This is a genomic window from Acidithrix sp. C25, assembly GCF_904848545.2.
On sequence record NZ_CAJHCI020000003.1, the window covers coordinates 233,509 to 258,269 of the forward strand.

Annotated in this window: 18 protein-coding genes; 8 read left to right on the top strand and 10 right to left on the bottom strand. The window is 47.6% G+C overall.

Annotation, left to right across the window (positions count from 1 at the left end; all coding sequences use genetic code 11):
- Positions 1-27: 27 nt before the first annotated feature.
- On the bottom strand, positions 28-1,023 hold the full coding sequence (galU, locus tag ACIDITHRIX25_RS000000100180) for a UTP--glucose-1-phosphate uridylyltransferase GalU (protein ID WP_201731894.1): 996 nt from the start codon (positions 1,021-1,023) through the stop codon (positions 28-30).
- 403 nt (positions 1,024-1,426) lie between these two features.
- Here galU and ACIDITHRIX25_RS000000100185 point away from each other — a divergent pair, with 403 nt between their 5' ends.
- On the top strand, positions 1,427-1,756 hold the full coding sequence (locus tag ACIDITHRIX25_RS000000100185) for an FmdB family zinc ribbon protein (RefSeq protein WP_201731895.1): 330 nt from the start codon (positions 1,427-1,429) through the stop codon (positions 1,754-1,756).
- On the opposite strand, the gene ACIDITHRIX25_RS000000100190 is transcribed toward ACIDITHRIX25_RS000000100185, so the two are convergent.
- Positions 1,753-2,985, bottom strand: coding sequence for an NAD(P)/FAD-dependent oxidoreductase (locus ACIDITHRIX25_RS000000100190; RefSeq protein WP_201731896.1), 1,233 nt, complete (start codon positions 2,983-2,985; stop codon positions 1,753-1,755). The genes ACIDITHRIX25_RS000000100185 and ACIDITHRIX25_RS000000100190 overlap by 4 nt on opposite strands.
- A 398-nt stretch (positions 2,986-3,383) precedes the next feature.
- Between ACIDITHRIX25_RS000000100190 and ACIDITHRIX25_RS000000100195 the strand changes: the two genes are divergently transcribed.
- Positions 3,384-3,587, top strand: a complete 204-nt coding sequence (locus tag ACIDITHRIX25_RS000000100195) for a hypothetical protein (protein WP_201731897.1) — start codon at positions 3,384-3,386, stop codon at positions 3,585-3,587.
- 1,266 nt (positions 3,588-4,853) lie between these two features.
- Here ACIDITHRIX25_RS000000100195 and ACIDITHRIX25_RS000000100200 read toward each other — a convergent pair.
- The 3 genes from ACIDITHRIX25_RS000000100200 to ACIDITHRIX25_RS000000100210 are packed head-to-tail and all read right to left on the bottom strand — an operon-like array spanning position 4,854 to position 8,235.
- Positions 4,854-5,498: a PHP domain-containing protein gene (locus ACIDITHRIX25_RS000000100200; protein ID WP_201731898.1), complete on the bottom strand. Its 645-nt coding sequence runs from the start codon at positions 5,496-5,498 to the stop codon at positions 4,854-4,856.
- A gap of 9 nt (positions 5,499-5,507) precedes the next feature.
- Entirely contained in the window at positions 5,508-6,851 is a 1,344-nt protein-coding gene (locus ACIDITHRIX25_RS000000100205) for a TldD/PmbA family protein (RefSeq protein ID WP_201731899.1), read from the bottom strand.
- Positions 6,844-8,235, bottom strand: a complete 1,392-nt coding sequence (locus ACIDITHRIX25_RS000000100210) for a TldD/PmbA family protein (protein ID WP_201731900.1) — start codon at positions 8,233-8,235, stop codon at positions 6,844-6,846. The genes ACIDITHRIX25_RS000000100205 and ACIDITHRIX25_RS000000100210 overlap by 8 nt, the downstream gene beginning before the upstream one ends.
- 327 nt (positions 8,236-8,562) lie before the next feature.
- Between ACIDITHRIX25_RS000000100210 and ACIDITHRIX25_RS000000100215 the strand changes: the two genes are divergently transcribed.
- The 4 genes from ACIDITHRIX25_RS000000100215 to ACIDITHRIX25_RS000000100230 all read left to right on the top strand — a co-directional run bounded on the left by ACIDITHRIX25_RS000000100215 (position 8,563) and on the right by ACIDITHRIX25_RS000000100230 (position 13,718).
- Positions 8,563-9,576 (top strand): lysylphosphatidylglycerol synthase transmembrane domain-containing protein, encoded by a 1,014-nt coding sequence (locus ACIDITHRIX25_RS000000100215; protein WP_201731901.1) that lies wholly within the window; start codon positions 8,563-8,565, stop codon positions 9,574-9,576.
- 708 nt (positions 9,577-10,284) lie between these two features.
- Complete coding sequence (locus ACIDITHRIX25_RS000000100220; RefSeq protein ID WP_201731902.1) at positions 10,285-11,340, top strand: polyprenyl synthetase family protein; 1,056 nt, start codon at positions 10,285-10,287, stop codon at positions 11,338-11,340.
- Between the two features lie 21 nt (positions 11,341-11,361).
- Positions 11,362-12,867, top strand: coding sequence for a phytoene desaturase family protein (locus ACIDITHRIX25_RS000000100225; protein ID WP_052605734.1), 1,506 nt, complete (start codon positions 11,362-11,364; stop codon positions 12,865-12,867).
- Complete coding sequence (locus ACIDITHRIX25_RS000000100230; RefSeq protein ID WP_201731903.1) at positions 12,861-13,718, top strand: phytoene/squalene synthase family protein; 858 nt, start codon at positions 12,861-12,863, stop codon at positions 13,716-13,718. Before ACIDITHRIX25_RS000000100225 ends, ACIDITHRIX25_RS000000100230 begins: the two co-directional genes overlap by 7 nt.
- Here the strand turns inward: ACIDITHRIX25_RS000000100230 and ACIDITHRIX25_RS000000100235 are convergent.
- The 3 genes from ACIDITHRIX25_RS000000100235 to ACIDITHRIX25_RS000000100245 all read right to left on the bottom strand — a co-directional run bounded on the left by ACIDITHRIX25_RS000000100235 (position 13,632) and on the right by ACIDITHRIX25_RS000000100245 (position 14,937).
- The gene (locus ACIDITHRIX25_RS000000100235; RefSeq protein WP_082058652.1) at positions 13,632-14,159 is read right to left on the bottom strand and encodes a sterol desaturase family protein; all 528 of its coding nucleotides are present in this window, start codon (positions 14,157-14,159) and stop codon (positions 13,632-13,634) included. The genes ACIDITHRIX25_RS000000100230 and ACIDITHRIX25_RS000000100235 overlap by 87 nt on opposite strands.
- Before the next feature lie 105 nt (positions 14,160-14,264).
- Complete coding sequence (locus ACIDITHRIX25_RS000000100240; RefSeq protein WP_201731904.1) at positions 14,265-14,588, bottom strand: lycopene cyclase domain-containing protein; 324 nt, start codon at positions 14,586-14,588, stop codon at positions 14,265-14,267.
- Between the two features lie 4 nt (positions 14,589-14,592).
- On the bottom strand, positions 14,593-14,937 hold the full coding sequence (locus ACIDITHRIX25_RS000000100245; protein WP_249685808.1) for a lycopene cyclase domain-containing protein: 345 nt from the start codon (positions 14,935-14,937) through the stop codon (positions 14,593-14,595).
- A 466-nt stretch (positions 14,938-15,403) separates the two neighbouring features.
- Here ACIDITHRIX25_RS000000100245 and ACIDITHRIX25_RS000000100250 point away from each other — a divergent pair, with 466 nt between their 5' ends.
- Positions 15,404-17,107, top strand: coding sequence for a hypothetical protein (locus ACIDITHRIX25_RS000000100250; protein ID WP_201731905.1), 1,704 nt, complete (start codon positions 15,404-15,406; stop codon positions 17,105-17,107).
- Positions 17,108-17,788: 681 nt separating this feature from the next.
- Here ACIDITHRIX25_RS000000100250 and ACIDITHRIX25_RS000000100255 read toward each other — a convergent pair.
- Positions 17,789-20,311: a DUF2309 domain-containing protein gene (locus tag ACIDITHRIX25_RS000000100255; protein WP_201731906.1), complete on the bottom strand. Its 2,523-nt coding sequence runs from the start codon at positions 20,309-20,311 to the stop codon at positions 17,789-17,791.
- Positions 20,308-21,924 (bottom strand): proton-conducting transporter transmembrane domain-containing protein, encoded by a 1,617-nt coding sequence (locus tag ACIDITHRIX25_RS000000100260; RefSeq protein ID WP_201731907.1) that lies wholly within the window; start codon positions 21,922-21,924, stop codon positions 20,308-20,310. Before ACIDITHRIX25_RS000000100260 ends, ACIDITHRIX25_RS000000100255 begins: the two co-directional genes overlap by 4 nt.
- Before the next feature lie 885 nt (positions 21,925-22,809).
- Here ACIDITHRIX25_RS000000100260 and dxs point away from each other — a divergent pair.
- Positions 22,810-24,723, top strand: a complete 1,914-nt coding sequence (gene dxs, locus ACIDITHRIX25_RS000000100265; protein ID WP_201731908.1) for a 1-deoxy-D-xylulose-5-phosphate synthase — start codon at positions 22,810-22,812, stop codon at positions 24,721-24,723.
- Positions 24,724-24,761 lie beyond the last annotated feature (38 nt).

A 24,761-nucleotide genomic window follows, 5' to 3' on the forward strand; every position in this document is an offset into this window, starting at 1 on the left:
AGTATCGGTGGCTAAATCAGACAGAACTTATATGAGTTTGCGATCTAGATCAATCTTTATATCGAGCAGGTCTTGGCACATTTCACGTAATTTTGGATCATTGGCAACCACGTTTGCAAGAATTTCTCTGAATGGACCCGAGAGGTCGCTGCGATCTAGTGCAGTTTCGACCGTTGCCCTCAGGTAATCCAATTTATTTCCGATGTCGTATCGTTTTTCCGAGGTGATGAGGCCATAGATTGCCTGCCATCCAAGAAGAATTTGAATTGCATCAGTTAATTGGATTTCACCAGCAAAGCCCGGATTTGTCTCTGAAAGCGCATCGAAGATTTCCGGAGTGAATATATATCTTCCAGTAACCGCTAGGTTGCTAGGTGCATCCTCTACGGTAGGTTTTTCAACTATTTTTGATATTCTAGCAAAATTTGGAGTCACGAATTCAGGCACAGCGCATCCATAAAGACGTATGTCGGCTTTTGGTACCTCGCGAAGGGCAATTACAGAACGACCGTTTCGATAAAATTGTGACAGCATGTCAGGTAATAGGGTAGAGTCCGACGCTGCAATATCATCAGCCAAAAGAACGACAAAGGGCTCGCTTCCAACGTGAGCTTTAGCAGCTAGTACTGCATGTCCGAGACCTCGTGGATCCCCTTGTCGAACATAGTGAATCTCGGCTAGGTGGTTGATTTTACGAATTTCCGCCAGTTCTTTAGTTCTGTTGCCTTCTTCTAGGTAGTACTCAAGCTCAAATGATCGATCAAAATGATCTTCGATCGATCGTTTTGATCTGCCGGTAACAATTAGGATGTCGTCTAAACCTGCTGCGAGTGCCTCTTCGACTACGTATTGTATTGAGGGCTTGTCGACTACGGGAAGCATTTCTTTAGGTTGAGCTTTGGTCGCCGGAAGAAATCTTGTGCCGAGGCCAGCGGCTGGTATCACGGCTTTGCGAACTTGTTTCAATTTGAGTATTACCTCTCCCCTGGTGAGGTAGCCTCCGGGTTGTCGGTTGGGTCGCATTTTGACAACCCGGCGACTATAGCTATTGATTATATAATCTTAATCCTTAAAATGCAATTGCTAGTGTGAGATTTGTAGAATTAGAAGACTCCAATCCTAGATTTATCTATTCTTTAGATTAGCTTTAAGGCGGGGAGAATCACCATAGGATGCCCAATAAAGACGGCGCTTTTAACCTTTTGATCGCGATGATCTGACTTTGACTACTTTTGAAGTGGGTTAATCTTTTTAGTGCAGAGGTTTCGCGTCAGTTGCAATCTTTCCGGCACCGAAGAGATTTTGTTCTATCACTTTGTTTTATCGTCGAAGTCATGCGTACGAACTTAAGGCCAAACCATACTAAAATTAGCACTCAGATATATTGAGTGCTAATCGTGAAAGACCTTTAGATTTAGGAGTAAAAGTGCCAAAGTATGAATACCTCTGCAAGTCTTGTGGCAATAACTTCGAGGTGACTCAATCCTTTACGGACGATTCCTTGACGGTGTGTGAGATTTGTGGCGGAGAACTTCGCAAGGTTTTTGGAAGCATAGGAATTGCCTTCAAGGGAAGTGGATTCTACCGAAACGATTCCAAATCCACTTCGAGTTCTATTAGACCGCCCGCTTCAACTGGTGAAGCTACTCCAGCTGCGCCAACCACATCAGAGTCGGCGGCTCCAGCAGCGACAACAGAGAAGAAGTCGGCACCGGAAAGTTCGCCGGCGCCTGCCTCTCCATCTAACGCGTCCTAACCACCAAGTATTACTCTGGGACCACGACCCCAAGATATGTAGTGCCAACTCCAATTGAGTAATACCGACAGGCGATTGCGGACGCCCAATAGGGTCAAAAGGTGTAGAGCTAACCATGCGAGCCATGCGGTAGATCCCGTGAGTTTCATTCCATTCGTTAGTTCGGCGACTGCTGCATTTCTTCCAATAGTGGCCATCGTCCCTTTGTTGCGATAGACAAACTGTGTGGTCGGCATTGAAGTGATTAAGGCCTGGATCATCTTGGCAACGTGCGTGCCTGTCTGTATTGCGGGCTGAGCTAGTTGCGGAACTAGGCTTCCGTCTGACTCTAGGGTTGCAGCTATGTCGCCAACCGCGAAGATATTTTCATGGCCTACGACCCTAAGGTCATCGCCAACCTCAAAGCGCCCTTGTCTGCCTTGGGGCAGCCCTAAATCTGAGAACTGTTTTGAAACCCCAACACCTGCACTCCAGATGACCAGTCGAGAGTCGATGAATTCGCCGTTGGCAAGGTGAACTCCAGCATCGGTTACGCTTTTCACTTCAGTGTTGAGGCGGACTTCGACGCCACGACCTTTCAGCTCAGCTGAGGCGTACTTTGAGAGCTCTGGCGAGAAGGCGCCTAGGAGTCGCTCTCTAGCTTCAATTAGGATCACTCGAGCTTGGGCGGGATCTAGCGATGGATAGTCTGTTCTAAATGCGCGCAGCTTCAATTCGGCAAGGGCACCTGCCATCTCGACGCCGGTCGCACCTCCACCAATGACGATTGTGGTCATTGCATTTCCTTTGATGCCCTGGGATGCTGCCCGTTCAAAGAGAGAGAAGACTTTGTTTCGCACCGCGAGCGCTTCGTCGAGGGTGTAGATGCCGTGGCAGTGCTCTTCTGCGCCGGGAATTCCGAAGAAGTTTGTAGTTGCCCCCATCGCTAAAACAAGAAAGTCATAGGGTACCCGCGCTCCGTCCACTAGGGAAATTTCGTTTGCAGCACTGTCAATACCCGCCAACATCCCTTGTCGAAAGGTTACGCCTTTTTGTTTTCTTAGAAGAGTCCTGATAGGAAATGCTACATCTCCCGGATTTAGGCCAGCGGTCGCGACTTGGTATAGTAGCGGTTGAAATGTGGCAAAGTTGTGCTTGTCTATTAAAGTAATCTCTACATCTTGGTGGGCCAGAGCCGACATTGTGGCTAGTCCACCAAATCCAGCTCCAACAATTACAACGCGTGTCATATCTGAATCCTTTGTGATTGTTCCTAGGTTGAAAGGGCTAAATATTTGAAGTTGGCGTAATTTTGGATGATTCCCAGAGATGTCTAGAAGTTGACCTCTTGTTATTTTACTTGGAATTTGAGACTTGCTTTGTCGAATTGACCAACGGAAATATTTAATTAATACGAATAATCCAATTAAATTCATCGAGCATGGATGGCTATCCCATGAAAGGCACCATCCTGATGGCTCTTATGGCTCTATTGACATAGATGTGGGTCCAAGGTACCACTAAAGCAAGTGATAATCCCAGTACACATCTAGTGTCCTTAGTCATAAATTCATTTAACTAAGGAATTAATCCCTATTTTTAGTGTTTTACCTATACAGAGGTACATTTCACTACACTTAGGAGAGTAATGGAAAAGAAGATTGGTCGACCGGCATTCAAGGTTGTTCTTTCAGACAACGATAGAAAGTTTCTAGAGGGCGTACTTCGTGCTACTACCTCGCCTCAGTCTCATGTAACTCGTGCCAAGATTGCCCTTGGAGCAGCTGATGGCCTTAGCCAGGATGAGATCATTGAATTGTCCAGTGTCTCAGGCTTTACTGTCTCTAAGTAGAGGAAGAGATTCTCTCTCTTTGGGTATCGGTTCTATCTGATGCTCCACGAAGTGGAACCCCAAGTGACTATTCCGATTCTCTGGACCACTATTGGCAGAATTTTTGGACTATAGCACCAGTATCTTTGGACCAGACTTTCCTGATCCCTCAAACCTATTTCTAAGTTACCTCAATTCTGGTGGACGTCAGGCTAGAAGGTCCCTTAATTAATGCCTAAATGGCTCGTTTTCTGATATTTATTTGTCCATAGTCCTCCCGCTGTTGGATTAGAAAGTTGTCTTTTACTTTTCTGAGGATTACGGACCACTCTAAGCCAGGAGTAGCACAAAGGGTAACTGGTTCCTAAACTACGTATTGGAATCAAACCCCTTTAGTTCGAATTCAATGGAGCTAAAAACATAACTTTCAGATCCAATTACGGGACTGCTTATTTCTTTGGATCCAAAGAAACGCTCGAGGGGAGTTCTTGAATTCTAAGCAACCATTTTGAGTAAATGCGTTGCTGTCGAATACGCCAAAACGGTTATTTCGCAATGACCCCTGTGGTAAAGGACTGGTAAAGAGTTTTGGAATACTCAGGTGTCCAAAAAAGCGGCTAATCACGTCATCAACCACAACACCGCCAGGCTTATAGTTGGTGATGTGAGGGGTATCGAGAAAGATACCAAAGTAAAACGGCGCATAAGTCGCCATGGCCGCCAACAACTATCCCAGTGGTCAAGAGGAGTACAGGAGCGATATCTGCAAGAAAAGACCAAGCTAGAGATAGAACACCTAAACGAGTCTTACTCTAGCCAAACCTGTCCAGCGTGTTCAAGGCGCAACCGACCATGAGGTCGGCACTACCGATGCAAGAACCCTAACTGTGGGTTCAGCTGTCATCGAGACGCCCTAGGAGCAATAAATATTCTCCAGAAGGCGATATACAACGAGTACTCTCCAATTGGACTAGATACAACAATCCGAGTCACGTATCTTCGAGCTGAAAAGCGTTGGTCACCCAATCAACGCAAGTCACACCAAAAGGTGCAGTGCCACAAGGCCAGAGCCCGAAGTGGTGCCCAGAACCGGGCCTTGTCTGAGCTATCTCAGACTAGCAAGCCGAAACTAGCAAACTCATCTACTAGTGCTAATTCATTAGCACTAGACCAGTCGGTAGCGGTGGCATGATGCAAGCGATGTCAGGTAACTCCAACCAAACGGCGAGGTCAGAAGCCCCGTCTGTAAGGGCGGGGAGGTTCACTGTCTCGAATGTGTCGTGGGTGCTAATGGCTCGATGGTACTATTCGCGACTTCCACTTTCGCGGCGGATCAAACCAATCGATTGTAAGGCTTGCGCCGCTCAGTGCTAATAGGAATTGGCTTGAATCGTTCCAGGGAGCATCGCCAAGGTCGCAATAAGATGAGCCGATGGCGGTCTCGACATGTGAATCACTACCAGCTCCTGTGGAAACTGAGGTTTTGGTGGCAATGCTTTGAGCTTTTTGGTTGAACCCGTTAGGACTCCACCTAGAGTTGCCGATTTCAATAATGTCAATCATTTTCTCGTTGGCAAGCATAGATAGTGTTTCATAGGTGAGAGAGGTTCTTCCTTGATCACCTGGGTGAGGAACGTAAACTAGTCCACCTTGGTCCCTAATCATCTTGGATGCGGTTCTGGCATCTAGGCCCGGAGGTATTTTTTTTTCGATGAAGAGGCCAATAAGCTCGCCCTCCTTGACCCGAAATTCTTGACCTATGATGATCGTGTCCCCGAGGCGTTCTCGAAGGTTCAATGCGCCCTCAATGGTAAGGTGGTCGGTTACGGCCACCTTATCCAAATTTGAGGATTGGAAGGCCTCTATATATTCTTCGTAGGTGGTGGTTGAATCCCCGGAACGATGAGTATGTGTGTGGAGGTCTATCTTCAACGGCTAAACCTAGGAGCCGCTTAGGTTTATGTTGCCAATTGCTAAAGTTACTCCAGCAGCACCACTCGGTCGTATCGTTAAATCTGAGCCAATCGATCGAATATCAAGGAGCATCTTTTGTAGGTTGGATGCAATCGTAAACTCTTTGATCGGCTCCTTTAATTCGCCGTCGTGGATTCTAATTCCCTCTGCACCAACTGAGAAATCTCCGCTTACTGGGTTGACGCCAGAATGAATTCCTGATACCGATTGAATTAGGACACCATCGGTTATTTCAGAGACGATCTCTTCCTTGGATCTTTCTCCGGGCTCTATGTAGGGAGCTCTGGGGCCCGGAGAGCAGGAGCCCGCGATGCCACCTCGAATAGCAGAGCCAGTGGGCGCCACGCCTTCTTTGCGAGCGGTATAGCTATCGTAGAGGTATCCCTTGAGACTTCCATTTTTGATCAGAAGGTTTTGCCTGGACGCGAGACCTTCGTCGTCGTATTTTGCCGATGAAAAGAATCGTGGATCCGAAGGATCGTCGATTAGGTTCAATCTGCTATTTGCAACATTTTCGCCAACTCTTCCTGAAAAGATTGATCGACCTTTTTGAACTGCCTCTGCGGAGAGGGTGCTGGAGATGATGCCAATAAATGAGGATGAGATATCTGGTTCGAAGACCGCAATCAGATTCGAAGACTTGGGCTTTTTCGCGCCAAGCATTCGTGTGGATTTATAAGCTGCCTCTTGGGCTGCGTATTCTAAGTCGATACCCGCAAAGTCCCTCGAGGCGTGGAGGCCAAAGCCAGTCTGGGTCTCGTCGTCCTGCATAGCTAGGGCGTATGCCCAAAGCCAACAGTAGGTTTGTTGGGTGTAGCTTGCTATGCCTTTTGAATTTACGATAGCGCTCTCTACGCTAACGTCTCCGTAGTTCGATGAATTGAGGGATTTGATGCGACGATCTTTGGAAAGCGTTACCTTCTCAAGCTCAAGGGCAAGGGATATCTTATTTTCAGTTGGTGTATTTGTGATGTCGACCGACCATAGGTTGAGCTTGGGACCATCGACTCCGTCGGGTTCGGCGATCCCCGCGAAAGGATCTTGTGAAGCAAACCGGGAATTATCCCGGGCCTCTTCTAGGGCTCTTTTGAGGTCGTCGTCTTCGAGGGTTCCAGCATATGAAATTCCGACTCTTTTATCCCGGATGACACGAATACCGATTCCTGATGATTCAGATGTGGTAAGCGATTCAATCTCTGAATTGTAGACGCGTATGGAGGTCTCGCGCTCCCAGATTGCATATGCCTCTATCTCTTCGCCACCAAAGGCCATATCGGCAATTCGTTGGCCAATTTTAATTAGATCAGGCACCCGCGGTTCCTCCTACCGTAACAGCTTTAATCCTTAGTGTTGGCTGTCCGCAGCCAACCGGGACACTTTGCCCATCTTTCCCACAGGTTCCAGGTACTATCGAGAAGTCGTTGGCAACGGCATCGATGTTCGCCAGAACTTCTGGTCCGTTTCCAATTAAATTCGCCTCTCGCAACGGGGCGGTTATGCGACCATCTTCAATTAGGTATGCCTCTGTCATTCCAAAGACGAAGTCTCCAGTTGCGGTATTTACTTGGCCGCCACCTAGTTGCGAGACGTAGATGCCGTATTCAGTATCGGCTATGATCTCTTGCGGTGTTGACTCGCCAGGCATGAGATAAGTATTTGTCATTCTAACCATTGGTAGATGGGCGTAACTTTGACGGCGTCCGTTTCCTGAAGAGTCTCGCTTGGTTCTGTCGCCTTGGGTTTGATCCCACATGTAATCGACCAAGACGCCATCTTGGATCAAGGTGTTCTTTGAGGAGATATGACCTTCGTCGTCGTGATGGAAGGTACCCCATTGATCGGTTACGGTTCCATCGTCTAGGAGCGTTACCAATGGACTTGCAACGCTACGACCTATTTTTCCTGCATATACAGATGACTCTTTGAGAACGTGGTCAGCCTCAAGACCGTGACCACACGCTTCGTGGAAGAGGACTCCGCCACCTAAGCCATTTAGGACGACTGGTACTTGTCCGGATGGTGCGGGCCGTGCGGAAAGTTTTAAGATCGCTCGATTAGCAGCTTTGAGCGCCATCTGCTCGATATCTAGATCTTGAAAGATTTCGAACCCCTTGGTCATGGCAACGGTTTCATAACCCCCCTGCATCCCTGTGTCTCCTAATGCAATTGCGGAGATTGAGATTCGAGTTCTTATCTGCTCTTCTTCAACGAAGACGCCATCTGAATTGGCGACCAAAAATCTCCTTAACGAGTCGGAGTATGACGCCCCAACTTGTCGAATGGCCGAACCTGCTGAACGAGCTGCATCATTGAGGTGTTTTAGAAGTTCGATTTTGCGATCTTTTGCTATCGTCATAGGAAGGTTTTTGAGCGGATCGATTGGTGAAAAGACTCGCTCTTGCAGTGCCATTATTTGTCTTGACTTCGAGCTATTTTGCGCAAGCGAAGATGCTGCTTGCGCGGCGCGTAATAGGCCATTCTCGTTTAGATCTGCTGTATGAGCAAAGCCGGTTGTGTCACCATAGCGAACTCTAATTCCGGCTCCTCGAGCTGTACCGGATGAAAGTTCTTCGACGATCGCGTCATCAAGGGATGCCGAAAAGGTGGTCTTTTCTTCTACGAAGATCTCTGCGAAGTCACCACCTCGACTTAGCGCGGATCGGATAACCTTTTCCACGAGATTGGACTCAATCATGAACCATACTCCCAATTTGTTTCGACTATTAATTTAACTTAATCTAGGCGATCTATAGATTAAAACGCTGTTCTAAAGTGGTATCTTGCCATTGCTGGTCTATGGCTGTCGATCGACGATTACTTGGACACTCGCTAAACAATGGTTTTGGCATATACTTCAAGTAAGGTTAACTCAACTAAGCTTGCGACGATTTTCGAGCTAATTGATTGAAGGGGATCGGTAGGGTTGGAGTTTCCCGTCAGTGAATCGAGAGGCGTCTGTAGATTCCAATCAGCCTAAACGATAGAATAAGTCAGTTCTCAACTCCTAAAGTGCGGAAATCTAATGGGTGAAGACCATCTCGAGGGAAAAAATTCAGCAGTTTCAACTATCTCGCAAACATCCATAAAGCGGGCATTCCCTTATCTTCGTTACGTATCGACCTTGGTAATGTTTTATGTTTTGGTTACAAAAGTGGACTGGACCCGAATTGAGCAGATTGGCAGGCGCGGCTTTAGCCTCATAGCCTTTGCCTTTGTTGTTACGCTCGTGGGAATTGCCGTCTCTGTGGTCCGCTGGCACCGAGTTCTAGCCGCACTGGATGTAAAGTCGCGATTTAGGGATCTTATTGAGTTGCAGCTTGCAGGAATGTTCGCTGGCAATTTTTTGCCCTCCACTGTTGGTGGCGACGTGATCCGTGCGAAGTGGCTTGGGTCGGTTTCCAAGGCATCCTCTGACTCTGTGGCATCGGTGGTTCTGGAAAGATTAACTGGTTGGTTGGTGTTGCCGCTACTGGTTCTTTTTGGCGTAGCTAGCGACCCTAGTATGCTACAACTTGGTTCAGTCTCTCAAATGATTATGGTTATAGCATTTGTTACTTTGGTGGCTCTTTTTGTTTTGGTTAGGCTATCCATATTAAAGTGGCAGTTCCCCGTCGCTTCTAAGTTGCGTTTTTTAAATGGTGTAATGTCTTCGATATCCAAGGGTCTCGGAAGGTTTCGCGAGAATCCCACAGAGTTTTTACGCCTTATTGGATGGGCATTTTTATATCAAATATGTGTCGTTGCTGCTAGTATCTTCGCGGCTTCGGCGCTTTCTATCTCCATTGGATGGCGGGCACTATTTGTTTTGGTACCCACCATTGCCATGTTGCAAGTTCTACCACTAACTATTGGCGGCCTTGGCGTTCGAGAGGGTGCTTTGGTTCTTATGCTGCACCCACTGGGAATTCGATCGGCCCCTGCTATTGAGTTTGGTCTTTTGGTCTACGCTATAAATATCGCTGCTTCGCTCTTTGGGGCTCCTAGCTTTGCAATGGGTTCAAAGCGACTCGTACAAAGGCGAGCAGACAACCCTTAGCTGCTCGTTCTCGGATTCGATAGCGATGTATTGAGATTTGCGGTAGATTTGGTCAGCGCATCTGGCTCTTTCGAATGAATCAAATGCAAAAGATTACTGTCTTTGATGGTCCGGCCTTATGATCCATTTAGCTGTGGGTCTAGGATGGCTCGCGTTTTACCGCTGAACCAAGGGTGATTACCTGAGCCTTTAAAATCGACTTTGAATAAGATTAGGTGTGCATTTACTTAGACCGATATCTTGGACGTTTTCGATAAGTTCTAATAAAAGAGCTTTCCGGCCCTGAAATGAGACCACTTTGGAAGTTTAGAACATTCTTTAGTGTTATCTATGTCTGTAAATCTATCGACTGGCTCTTGCTTTTTCAATTGTGTAGGTTAGGCGAGTTCAGATTTTGATCGTGATAGCTGTCGAAGTGTTTCGATAGTTTGATTGAAAGGTCGATGATTCGTTGCGTTTTTCTTGATCTCTAACTTTGGCATGCGAAGGTTTAGATGCTAATTTTGGGAATTTTTGGATTTAGTGATAATTATTCTGATTTTAGAAATAATTTATGGGTGTTTGTTGGCTCAATAAGATGCGATCTATGTTCGGTCTATTTTTGCAGGTTCCTGCTGTGTATTTGCACATGTTGTTAGGTGGTCGATTCGAAGTGAAAGAAAAAACTAAACTAGGCGCTAGGAAAGTGTTTTGACTAAGGAGATGCAGTTGGATCGAGCTCCGGCAGGTTTGCGAACAATTGCCCAATTGGTTGATCGACGCTTGACAAAACTTTTTGACGACGAAAAGCCAAGGTGGGAGCGCGTTGACGACGGATTGATCGTTCCTTTTGAAGCACTTGAGAAGATGGTTGCCTCGGGCGGGAAGAGGCTTCGACCTGCTTTTTGTTACTACGGATACTTGGGCTCCGGAGGATATGGAGACGCTCCTATTCTAGTGGATCTTTTAACTTCTCTTGAGTTGCTACATACTTTTGCCCTATTGCACGACGATATTATGGACGGCTCTTCTACTAGACGTGGCTCATCGACTGTTCATGAGCGATTTATCGAAGAGCATAGGATATCTTCTTACAGAGGTGAGAGTCGACGCTTCGGCGAGGGTATCGGGATCTTGATAGGTGATTTAGCATTTGTCTATGCAGATATGATGATGGAAGCCGCGCCACTTGCGACCCGCAAGATCTACTCTGAACTCCGACTTGAAGTAAATATTGGACAGTACCTTGACCTTATTGGAACTGCCAAAGGTAGGCCGACTGTCGAATCGGCGCAGAAGGTAAGCATCTATAAATCCGGGAAATACACGATCGAGCGACCACTTCAGATAGGCGCCTCTTTGGCCGGGGCATCTTTAGACCAGATGGAGGAACTGTCACGTTTTGGGCTTCCTCTCGGTGAAGCTTTCCAGCTCAAAGACGACCTATTGGGTATCTTTGGCGATAGCACCATAACTGGTAAGCCTGTCGGTGATGACTTGAGGGAAGGTAAGCCAACCACCCTGGTCGCGATGACCATGGACCGCCTGACTGGTCTCGCAAAATCAGAGTTTGAAAGACTGTTTGCCCTTGATCTACCGAATGAGAGCCAGATCCTCGCGATGATGGAGATGATTGAGGATTGCGGATCAAAGGCGATGGTTGAGGATCGAGTCGAGATGCTTGTTGAATCGTCTTTGTTGGCTTTAGACGAGTGCTACCTTTTGGATTCGGCAAAGGCTGACCTAAGAGACCTCGCCGTCTTTATCGCCTCGCGAACTCTCTAGTCTAAGATTAAGGATAGCGATATGAGAATTGCCGTAATTGGCGCAGGATTAGGGGGCCTATCCGCTGCAAGTTATCTTAGGCGGGACGGCTATGAGGTAACTGTTTTTGATAGTGCGGATCGAGTGGGGGGCCGCAGTGGCCTCTTTGCCTCTAATGGTTTCTCTATTGACACCGGACCTTCTGTTCTTACGATGTTAAATCTTTTATCAGATGTCTTCAATGCCAATGGCGCTAACTTATCTGATGAACTTGAACTCATCAAGCTTGACCCAATGTATCGTGCAAATTTTGAGGACGAAGCGGGGCCATCCGGTGGCGGCGTGATATCGGTACGTGCTGGCCAGGAGGCGATGAGACAAGAGATTCGAAGTGTCGCTGGTTCTAAGGATGCAGCTGCATTCGATAGGTTTTGCGCCTATCTAAGAAAGCTATATGCTCTTGAGGTCGAGAACTTTATTGACCGTAATTTTGATTCACCTCTAGATTTCTTGAACCCACTTATGCCAGGGCTGCGCCTTATTCAAATGGGGGCCTTTGGACGACTTGCTCCGCTCGTTGAACGGTATTTTGACGATCCTAGACTTCAGAAGCTCTTTTCTTTCCAGTCTCTTTATGCAGGTCTTTCTCCTTATGATGCCCTGGCCGTCTATGCGGTAATTACTTATATGGATACGATCGAGGGTGTGTACTTTCCTAAAGGAGGAATGAGTGCGATTCCTCAAGCCCTCGCGAAGGTTGCTAAGGCGAATGGAGTGGAGTTTCGTCTCAATTCAAAGGTTTCGCGCATTCTGAGATCAATGGGATCGCGTGGAAGTGTTGTTGGGATTGAACTTGAAGATGGCGAGCGCTTTAGCGCTGATGCGGTAGTGGCCAACGGTGAATTGCCGGGTGTCTACAGAGATTTATTGGGCGGGGAGCAGGCCCCACGCGTATCACGCAAGGGGGAGTATTCACCATCTGCTCTTTTACTTTTGATGGGTATCGATGGTAAACCGAGCGTGGAGCACGCTCATCATAATATCTATTTTGGTAAAAAGTGGAAAGAGTCCTTTGATTCGCTTCTCAAGAGTGGAACGAGAATGGAGAGCCCATCTATTCTGGTGACAATTCCTACTCACAGTGATCCAACTTTAGCACCGGACGGTTCCTCGATAGTCTACGCCTTAGAACCCGTCCCGAATCTTGATGGCAAGATTGATTGGCGATATGAGCGAGACATAGCAATTTCTGACTTTAAAGCGCGTTTAGCTCACAGAGGTATTCTTGGAGCAGGGACCTCGAATATTGTGCTTGAGAAGGCGATAGACCCTCTGGATTGGCAAGCTATGGGAATGGAGAGAGGAACCCCATTTTCTCTTTCGCATCGTTTCTTTCAAACTGGACCGTTTCGTCCGAATAATTACGACAAGAGAATCCCCGGCCTTTATTTTGTTGGATCGTCTACTGTGCCCGGGGTGGGTGTTCCTATGGTTTTGATCTCTGGAAAGTTAGTTGCTCAAAGAATCGGCAAGGCAACTAGATGGTGACCCAACGGGAACTAGATGGCTCCTATGAGCGATGCAGATCTCTAAATATGCGCTTTGGTAAATCGTATTACTATTCCACTTTTCTACTTCCTCAGGCGATGAGGCGACATATACATGCGCTTTATGGCTTTTGTCGATATGCAGACGATATCGTTGACGATCTCGGAGATGTCCCAATTTCTGACCGGGAGAGTGCCCTGGGGGCCTTCGTGGGGCGCTTTTTCAGCGATGTAAAGGTTGGTTTTTCAAATGATCCAATATTGATGGCTGTCGTAGACACGGTTCTTCGTTTTGAAATCGATCTTGATCTTTTTAGTAAATTTGCCGAATCGATGAGGCTGGACTTTTCCAAATTCAGATACGAGACTTATGAAGACCTTTTGACCTACATGGAAGGCTCTGCTGCCGTTATAGGTGAGATGACATTACCAGTTTTGGAGCCATCGTCTAAATACGCCCGAAAGCCGGCTAGGGATCTAGGCTTTGCTTTTCAGCTGACAAACTTTTTGAGAGATGTCTCAGAGGACTTACAGCGTGGAAGAATCTATATTCCGCTTGAAGATATTGAGCAGTTTAAGGCCATGAGCGCTTTTGAGACCAGACGATCTGATTTTGAATTTAGAGAATTGATGCAATTTGAGATCGCCCGAAATAGGGAAATCTATGAGCAGTCCCGTCTGGGGGATCGTTTTTTGCCGCCTCGTTCTGCGGCCTGCGTAGCTGGCGCACGAGAACTTTATTCAGGAATCTTAGAAGAGATTGAATTAGTCAACTTCGATGTATTTGGGAGTCGTGTGAGTGTTGCCCCATGGAAGAAGTTCAGAGTAGCCATTGGCGCGATTGTTGGCTAGTACCGCATCCGCCCTTGCTCGAACTGACTTTGGGACTATTGGGAATAGCATTCCGTAGGGTTCGCCATTGTAGAGGTGGTGGATCTGGTGGGCGTATCTTAGGGGTTCTAGGAATGAAATGGTGGGCACATTGAAGAGCCTCTTATGGATGTAGATGTCATGCATGAATGCATAAGCCGCTCCATAGATGGTAATTCCAATGCCAACTGGAACAAGGATTGAAAATTTTGACGTTGTTGTTCCAAGCGCTATAGCTGCGATGGTAAAAGCGGCAAAGGCTACGGGATAAGCGTCGTTTGCCTCGATCTTTTTAAGGCGAGTTTGATGATGGCTGGCGTGAAGAATCCAACCAAAGCCATGCATTATTAGCCGATGGGCCAAATATGCGATCGGCTCCATCAGAAAGAATGTTGCGATTACAATTGAAACTTTGAAGAGCATGTGGACCTCTTTAGGTTATCTCTAATATATCAGTATAGAGAATCTAAAGATCTAGTTGGAGCAATGCCAGCTAGGGAGTGGTTCTAGAGCACTTATATCTCAAGGTCAGCAGCTATCTGTCTTCTCTTCTCTTTGTCTTAGGCGTTCCCAAATGCTCAAGACCGCTGAGACAAGCGCAAAGCCGTAGAGGAAGTCCTCGATGGGGATGGAAAATGGTATTCGTAAGCCGGAGAAGTGGTTGGGATTATATATGACAATTGGGGCTGAGGTTTTTGTGAGCCAGCCATCGGTCGGGATTTGAAATAGTACGACAATTAAAATTGTGATCCAGAACTCTTTTTTGAAGTAGATCCGGCCTTTCATAACAAAGAGTTCAAAGATTATCGAAAGAGCCACGGCGGCCAGTGCGCCAATGGTGTATGCATGCATGGATCTAGCGCCTCGTTGGTCTTTTTTGTCTTGGCTCTAGCAGCACGTGGACGGCCTCATATGTCAAAAGTGCGCAAATTGGTATGATCAAGAAAAATAGGAGCTCCTCCAGGGGAAGTTTGCCTGGAAGGGTGACGCCGCTTACGTAGCGCTTGGCATAATGCCACCAATTGGCATGGATGGAGTAGATGTCGAAAAGCGAGAAAAGTAGCGCGATAGGTATTAATGAGATTGCCAGTCTGAGCGGCTTGCGGTAGACCTTAGCCCCAATGACGAGTTCCAGTGGCAACGTACCTATGAGGCAGAGCGCTAACACGATTAAGTATTGTAGGTGGTTGATCGACTTCATCTCGAGTCTGTTTTCTGATTCGAAGGCACGCGGGTTTGTCAAATTCCTTATAAAAGCTAACCCAATATTACTAATGGTAGTGCTCAATGTGACTTGATATTGATAAGGTTGGCCCCTATGGCTAAAGCATGGCTATAGCAAGTCAAACTTTGCGCGTCAAGGCGAGCGAAATGGGAAGACCTTTCAACTAGAAATTTGTAGGTGGCCAAGTGTTACCTAGTTCAAGTATTACCCAGTTAAAGCGATCTCACCTCTTATTTGAATCCGAGTTAGGAAAGGTGAGGCATGGTCCAAAGCGGGAACCTTGTCGATTGCTTGTGAGGAAGTTTTGTGCTTTCGTATTTCAAGGGGAGGGATAAAGTCGAACGATCCCATGAGTACTGCTAGCGGCGTTTGGATTAAAGAAGTAAAGTGCCTTTAGTCTAATGATTAATGAATGACCATAAAGCGAAGGTAATAGTTCGATTTGTTTGCTAAATCACGCCAATTGATCCTCGCGCCTCTGATAACGGGCCTAGTTGCGGTTGTTTTGGTAGCATTGGTCCGTTTTGGAAATGATACTGCAGCGCATCTCTACCTAACAGCTCTTTTTGCAAAGTACCATCGCCTTATTTTTTGGGATAATTTTTGGTATTTTGGCAAGTTCCAATTTCTTGGCTACTCCTACATCTACTACCCCCTAGCGGCATTTACGACCACATGGCTACCACCAATCCTTGGTTTGATGGCGATCTCTGGAGTGGTCTCCTCTTTTTGTTTAAAGCTAAAGGCGATCTCTTGGAATGGAGTAGATCCTGATCGACCTGGCTTCCTTGGTAGTTACTTTGGCACGATCTCCACTGCCGTGGCTATTGGTGTTCCGGCGGGTGCGTTAATTCTTACTGGGGCATACCCGTTTTTGACATCGCTGGCTTTTGCGTCATTTGCTATAGTCGCCATGAATAAGCGCTCCTGGGTCTCATATTGTCTTTTTTTGATTTTGGCTGGTGCTACTTCGCCATTGGTTCTTGTTTGGATTTTGGTTGGCGTCACTTTTAGTGCCGTTAGATTCCTCACTAAGGAGTCGGCAAATTATCATCCAATAAAAGTTGCCGGTTTGGGGTCAGCTTGGCTCCGTGCCAAGAAGGCCTTGGGGGTCTTACTTGGTTCGTCAATCACTCGCATTGGCATGGGGCTACCACTTTTAGGGCTTTTTGGCGACTATGAGATTTCAAAGTACTTTGGGATCGGTGGCAAGTATCCATTTTTTGGCTCTGACTTAGGGCTGGTTCTTGGTTTTTCCCTGATTCTCTTGGTTGTTGTGAACGTGTTTGTGGACGATGGAGAGCGCGCCCCCATTGTCATCCCTACCCTTTTGTACATGGCGGGTTCGCTTATTTTGTTCACCGTGTCGACAACGTTAGGTGGGAATATTGCTCGTGTGGGTGAAATCTCACCGATTTTGATTGCCGTCTTGTATCTTTTCTCAAAGGGTTCCACAAGGGGTCCTAAAAGCAGGAAAGTACGATTGGCGGTTTTTGCGCTCCTATATCTTTTGGGCGTTGGGTGGGAATTTATCTCAATCGAAGCTCCGATCTTTGATCCAAGTGCCGCTTGGCTGACAAATAGCTCCAATTGGAGTGGCCTTGTTCGTGTGCTCAAAGCTTCGTACCCTGGGCAAAGGGTAGAATATGTCGACTCTCTTTTGCATGAGGGCTCATATTTTCTAGCTAATAGTCAGATTCCCCTGGCACGGGGGTGGTTCCGGCAAAGCGACTTCAATCAGAATGAGATTTTTTATGGTGTGAGATTGACTTCACGAGAGTACAAAGATTGGCTTTGTAGCAATCAAGTTCGGGCGGTGATTTTGCCTCCGGCCCCCTATGACTATAGTTCGCAACGGGAGGCTCAGATCGTAGCATCACCTTCTACTTACCTTGTTAATCCAATAAAAATTGGAGAGTTCAAGGTCTTTGAAGTGGCTGGTTGTCCTTCGGCGCCACTTCAAATTCGCTCAATCGGAGTAACTACAATTTCAGTCTCTATTGCTAAAGCTGGATCGTATCTATTGCCAATAAATTTCTCGCCATTTGAATCAGCGGTCGGCGCAAAGATTGCAAGAGCAAAGGGAGGTAGGGCCGAGATCTCGGTATCAAAGGGAGGCAATTACCTCATTATGACTGGTTATTGAGAGACTGTGTTGAAATTTCCGTGATAACTAAACGAAAGTTTCCATTTCGAGATGGACTTGCACCTGGCCAGCTTCGACTTGAATCGCCTTTGGTAACCACCATCATCTGATGGAGATGATGGTGGTAGATGCTCTTTAGTAGATTTGATATCTCTGATTACCAGGGGTTTTGGATCCTTTGAAAGAGCGCTCTATGGCGATCCGGCGGAGGATGGCAATGGGATTGTCTTTTTAGCGGCTTGTTTTCTGGCGACGAAGTCGTCTATTCGTTGGTTTGGGGCGAGATCTTCGCTAGGGATTTTTCCTCATCGTATGAGTGCATTTCGATAAACTGTCTTCAAAGACGGACTGGCCGCTAGCGCTAACTGAATTGGTTCTGCGGTCTTAGGCACGAGATTCTGGCTCTTTGGGTTTGCGTGGCGGTTAGGCGCCGGTCGTTCGCGTGAACCCAAAGCGCCGTAATGCAAGGATTGCAAGGAGGACCGACAAGGGCTTTGCTCCTTACAATCTAACAAGCAATCTGAGGGATCGAATCTTGAACTGCCTTGGGAGAGTTTTGCTCTTTTGAGGGCTCTATTTCTAACTCTTTCTGTCTATATAGCAACCCACTCTGGAACTCCACTCTGCATGGTTTCAATTCATAGTCTCATTTTTGGCCATTGTTTGAAAGATTTGATTTTTTTACGCCTTCTCATCGTGCTCTGGGCTATTTTGCCATGGGTACCACTGTCTGGCGGTCGAGCGGATCATCCATCGGCTATCTTTGTTTTCGCGGGCAACTAGGTGGACCCATGCTCCATTGAAGAGTTGCTGAAGGATTTGGTTGGCATCGATGACTTGTTCGATTCGTTCAATGGGCGCCTCTACCAAGGTGAGAAGACGCATCGGTTCGTGGTAGGCCATGTCTTGATCAAAGAGTGATTGACGTGTTAGGCCAACCATCAAGTCGCCGCCCGCACCAAGTATAACTCCCGTATCTCCAACGACGTTGTGGGCTACCTTGTCTCCTGCGGAGAAGGTGGCTGCATCGACACTAGAAAAGTAGTATTGCGCATTTATCCAGTGCGCAACCACCATTGGGGCCGTGAGAATCGCTGTGAGTAAAGTACCGTCGGGGTCGATGCTTGCATTATAGGAGTGAAGAAAGGTACGGCGATTTAGATCCAGACCCGCAGTCGTCGATCGAGGTCCTATAATCATTGCGGCATTACGAGCTAAGCCCCACTCCGGAGTAATCTGTGCCCAATCGCTAGCCCGACGTGCTACGTGGGCCGTACCTCCTCCGGCCGGTGCCCCAGGTAAGGATCTAACACGTTCTTGAGCTAGTTTTTCTCCTGCTTGGATGAGCGCCTGTTTCAGCGACTCTATCTCGCTCTTGTGCGTTAGTGTCGCATTTTGGGTGTCGAGTAGAGTTACCAAATCGATCGATGTGTCGTGCTCGCCTGCGATGAATATGGTTGAATCTGGGATTGCAATGCCGCGTCCAGTCAATCCTGTACGCACGTCGCTGGTGTTTAGGATAGTAGCAAAGATGCGAGCGCTGTTGGCTCCGCGGTTACCACCGCACGCACCACAGTGAAAAGCTGAGAAGAAGGCGTTGTTTTCGGTGCTACTTCCATGGCCACATACCAGCACTATCGGAGCGAAGTTGCCTATTAGACCTATTGCTCTAAGGGTATTTTCGGCCATATTGACTTGTTCGTCGATCGTAAAACTTTCGTTTCTATCGCCTATTTCTATGTGAGTTGAGATCGGTCCCGAACGTTGTCCTCTAGCAAATGAGCGAATAGATGCATACCCTCTTGGACTAATAGTACGTGCAATTGCGATTGCACCGGCTGCAACTCCTGTTGCTTCCGCAAGTACGTAGGCCGAGGTGGCTCCATGGCGAGTCCTCTCAAAAGCGGAATAACTCGCCCTTTCGACCTCTGATATTGCCATTCTTCTTTTTAGAGAACTGCCATTATCTTGATTGGGAACTTCGTAGCTTGAGATAGTCGGCTGCAACAGAACAGGGCTTAATGGGATCGGTGTGGATTCTCCAAATGCGGCGAAGTTGGCTGGGATGCCAAAGAAACCTGCAAAGCCATATGTTTCGATTTCTCCGGCTATATCAGTTGCTTCAAGCTGGCGACGGATTCCTTCTGATCTGACGTCAATACAGAAGATAGCCTGTACGCTCGCCGTCGTGGGTTCATTGGAGAATTCTGAGGAGCTTTCGCAGCTCGATTTCGATTCGATGATCGTCAAAAGCTCATCGCGGTAGTGGTTCTCATAAGCACGTAAGATGACAGCGCTCTGGCGGTCCGGTGAAAGTTGGGATAGGGCTTCCCAGCCGGATCTGTTTGAATTATCCTTCGTCGTCGCTCTTTTCCTCTTTGGTTCATGGGTCAGAGGAGGGCAAGATGCGTTGGTTTTTACCGAGGTGATCTCTGTGGTTTTCAAGGCATTAGCCACAACCGCTTCGTAGACAAGTCCTACGGCAAGCAGGCTATCCAAGTAGAGTTTCGGCCCCGGATGTGATGGATCGGCCCATTGTGAGCGCCACTTTGCATGTCCTGCCCAACCCAATAGCCGAGTTAGGGTGAGCCGAAATAACTGTATGTGTAGCTCTTGAGGAGCCTTGAGATCTTCTAGCGCTTTTGTAATTGCTATTAGTGGAGTCTCTCCGAAGGCTCCTAAGGATTTGTGTTCCTTTTTCCCTACGATTTTTCGCGCTGCCGGATCGATAACGACGTGTCGCCTCCAATAGTCGTAGAAGCCATTTTCGGCATTTTTATCGGAGGCAGTTAAAAAAGAAGCACACCACTTTGCCATCTCTTCTTCTATCATTGTGGAAAGTTGAGTACCGTGGATGTGATCGATGAGTTGACTCGGAAGGACCATTTCGAGGGGTTCAATCTCTTTCTGGTATTGTTCGGCCAAGATATTCGCCTCTATAGTTGCTTCGTCGATATCCTTCGAGATGAGACGAGACTGCTTTATTGCTAAGTCAGCCAGACTCTCGGGGAGGTACCCGTCAATACCGAGGTATTGACGGGCGTAGCGAATGGCGCCATGAAACCCCAGGTCGCGAAGGTCCCATAGGGGATTTACGGCGACGAAATTCGTCAATGGCCATATGGGTGCGAGCACTTCTGCGGCTTGTTCTATCTCTTTGATAAGCGAGAGGGGCTTGGAATTTTGAACACGCTCTTTTTTCATGCTGCTGCTTCTTCTTTTTCGATGGAACTTTCGGATTGCATCAAGATTCGTTGGTATTGTCGTCGGCTTGTCTTTGGCGGCGAAACTTTGGCCCAGGTATTTGGGATGTGGTAAAAGCCATGGCGGCTAATACTGCCGAAGTTTATTGACCACACTCGAAGGTGACGTTCGAGTGTGGGTATTGTGCTAAGGCGTTCCAATCCCAAGGCCACTCCGAGGGCGACTATGAGCCACCATGGTGAAAGCGCTCCAGAGGGAACAACCGCCAAAGAGGATGACATCCAACGATCAAGACCACCGAGGATCGCTCCATAGGCCGCTGAACCAAGGAGAGTCGCCCCTGCAATGGTCACAATGAGTTTTGGTTTGCCAGCTAGGTTCCGGGCAGCGTTTGATATAGCAACGTAGATGGTGCAAGCAACGAATCCGAGCAAAATGAGACCTCCTCGATGACCCGATGCTCCGGGATAAGCAGCCGAAACTGCGACCAAGGCACCCAGAGCTGCGATGGCTTTTGTCTTTATGGGCGGGTGATTTGCTTTGGCTGGCGCGTTGTGGCCGCTAGGCTTTCCAATCGCTGAAGGTGAATTTAGAAATCGAGAAGCTTTGTATGTGCCATGTCCCAGGAGATGCATGAGTGTGGCTAGGTTTGCACCGATAGTCGCTTCACTAATCATAAATCCCATCTGGGAGATGGTAGAGATGGTGAGTTCGCCTTTTATGTCGCTGCGAAAGCGGATCGCTAGAGCTGCAACTATTGCGGTTATGGTGACGATGGCAAAGGCGAGAGCGGTTACCAAGTTCGATGACTCTGCGAGTACACCTATTCGTAGTAGTAAGATGCCACCTCCATTTACCACTCCAGCGTGAAGTAGAGCGCTGACAGGCGTGGGTGCGTTGACTGTTGGTGGCATCCAACGAGCCGCTGGACCTTGAGCGCTTCGAATGAGGATGGCCACCATCAAAAGCGCGCCAACTGGCAGAGCCTCGCCTCCGAGTGCAGTTAGGGCCTCGTGTTGTGCGCTAAGGCTTGTGATGTTGAGATTTCCTACACGGTTGAGCACAAGAAGCACAGCACCCACCATAGCGATCGCCCCTATGGAAAAGTAAGTCAAAGTGCGTCGAAGGGCTTCAGCTACTCCAGGAAGTTCTCGACGGTAAAAGAGCAGGGCAAGAAAGGATGCATCCGCTATGATCCATGCACAAGATAGTACCGCGAGAGTGGTTGCCGTTGCAACGGCTATCGAGGAGGCAATTAGCACCTGGGACGCGACAAAGTACCGTCTATTGAGCAGGTCTTGCTGGAGAAAGCGCAATGAAAATGTTGATACGATAGCGCCGATCGTAGCGATGAAGATCATCAGGACGGCACTAAGACGATTTGATGCGAAGTAAGGGTGCTTTGTTATAGGAATCAGAGAGATGTGAGAGAATATATTAGCGCCAGTGGATACCTTGACCATAACCAATAGGGCACACGCTACAACTAACCAGGCGGCCCATACGCTCAATCGCGCTACCCAACGACGAGGTACGAGACACAGCACGCCTGCGGCGAAAAGTGGTAGCACGACAGTGGCTGTTGAGCCATTTAGAGCTATTCCAGTATCCAACTCTTTAACCTCCGTTTGTGGCGATATTTAATCAATTACATAGATTATATATACGAAAAGTAATTCATGAAACAAATATCGTATAATTTCAATAAACCCTTGTGTTGACGTAGGTGGTTACCTGTCAGCGTCGACGAGCGCGTTGGTGACGATGGTAAAAATGCTGAGAGGTTGGATTTCGATCCGTGTTGATTGCCACTTCCTGCGCATGAGTTAGTCTCACCTTGGCAAGGGTCTACGGAGCAGAACTGCTATTGTGCTTCTGACCTTATTTATTGGCACGTCAGCGCATTTGTCCGAGTGATTTTTGCCTGGATTAATTTGTAGCAGATTGATCTGTGGTGTCAAATTCGCAACGGAAGGATATGGGCTAGATGGTCTAGTGTTGGAATGGCTGAAGCCTGAAGCTGCTGGCTTTAGTCTTCGTAGTTTTGTTCGTCTTTACCATCAGACAAAGGAGATCCAGGCCCACCAAAATTGCGGGTTTAGCATGGGCATAAGTTTTTGGCCGACTGAAATTGCCCAAGATTCATCCCTGATGCCGGTTTCATCGTTCGGAGATCGAGCAAGCGGTTGGAGTTTGCTTAAATTTTTACTGACTTGGCTGGTGTTTATCGAGTCGTCGCTAGTTTTATTTCGTCAAAAGACGTGTCAAGAATCACTATATGTGGCTAATTACTACAAATAATTCCATATGGTTCCGCATAACTTCTAGACTTGGTTTATCGTTGATAGCAATGTTCATCTACATGAGAATCGCAGGAATGTCGGTTTGTTGCATGATGTTCAATAATGCGAAACACCGTTGAAATTGGAAACTGTTTCAACTATGGGGTTTAGCTAAGGTGCAGCGTCGACGATCGACGACGACTGCGGAGGTGAGCTTTGACAGTTCTTGAGAATATAGATGGTCCTTCAGATCTGAAACGCTTGACAAGCGGTGAACTGATTAGACTTTGCGCGGAGATTCGAGAGTTTATAGTTGATAAGGTCAAGGTAACAGGTGGCCATCTCGGTTCGAACCTTGGAGCGGTTGAACTAACCGTAGCAATTCATTTATCCTTTGAATCCCCAAAGGACGTCGTTCTCTTTGACACGGGCCATCAGGCATACGTCCATAAGATCCTCACAGGTCGACGTGACATGTTCGACACTTTGAGACAGGAGGGTGGTCTTTCTGGATATCCAAGCCGAAGTGAATCAGAGCATGATTGGATTGAGAATTCACATGCATCTACGGCTCTTAGCTACGCTCATGGTTTAGCATGTGCCATGAATTTAGGTCGCGGTCCACTGGTTGGAACCTCCGATGCTCAAGTCGCTTCGGATCCAACTCGTTATGTGGTCGCTGTCGTTGGTGATGGCGCTCTTACGGGAGGACTAGCGTATGAGGCGCTAAATAATATTGGCCACGGAAATAAGAAAGTGATCATAATCTGGAACGATAATGGTCGAAGTTATGCACCAACCATCTCAAGGTTATCTTCATCAATTACAAAGATACGACTCAACCCAACCTATATTCAAGCTAGAGGTCGCATTCGCCAGATCCTTAGCGAATTCCCACGGGTGGGCTCTATAGCATCCTCTGGCATAGTTGGCTTGACTACGGCGCTTCGTGAGGCAATTGAGCCTCGCGTCTTTTTTGAAGCTTTGGGAGTCCGCTATACTGGGCCGATCGATGGCCACGATATCTCTGCGATGGGGTATGCCTTAGCTGGTGCCAAGGAGTGGGATGGCCCAATCGTAGTTCACGTCATGACACACAAGGGCCATGGATATGGTCCAGCCGAGCAGGATGAAGTGCAGTGTCTGCACGATCTCAAGGTTGCCCCTCTCGTCGCGATAAAGAATCGAGAGTCTTTTACCGATGCCTTTTCTGAGAAATTGATTGAGATCGCATCGCATCGTTCAGAGATCGTTGCGATTACGGCTGCCATGCCAGGGCCAACCGGTTTATTGAAATTTGAAGCTAACTTTCCAGAGCGTTTTTTTGATGTTGGTATAGCTGAAGCGCATGCGGTTACTAGTGCGGCCGGGATGGCGATGGGTGGGCTACGTCCAGTGGTAGCGATTTATTCGACTTTTATAGCTCGCGCCTTCGATCAAGTAAATCTTGACGTCTCGCTCCACAATCTTCCAGTCGTCTTTATCTTAGATAGGGCTGGCATCACAGGCGATGATGGCCCAAGTCATCATGGTCTGTTGGACATGGTAGAGATGTTGGCAATACCAAATCTAACGATCTTTGCGCCATCGGGTACAGATGCACTTCGGAGTGCCCTTGAAGCGTCTTTGAACCTTTCGGGACCTGCGGTTATTCGATTTCCAAAGACTACTGGAGTCACGACGCTCGATGGTTTGCTTCCTCCCTTAGATCCGTTTGCAGCTCATAAATTATGCGGCGGCAATGGCTCTATTGCGATTGTTGGGGTTGGAAAGATGGCTGAGTTTGCGCTTGAAGCTGCGAACCTTCTTGAGGACCAAGGTCTAGATGTGACAGCTTGGGATCCTCGCATCATTAAGCCTCTGTGCTCTAAAATGATGCGAGAACTTACTAGTATGACCCATGTATTTGTTGTTGAAGACGGATTTGTTCCTGGTGGAGTGGGCTCTCATCTCTCGTATCAACTCAACCAGAGCCAACTAGTAGATCCGACCGAGGTGGTCCAATTGGGCGTCCCGATTGGATTCATAAAGCAGGGGAAACCCAACGATATACTAGCTCGCTTAGGGCTGGATGGTATTGGCATCGCAAAGAGTGTTATGGCGCATCTAAACCACAATCAAATCGCATAGTTACTTTAGATTTGAGCTATAGATGAACTTCGAGGTGC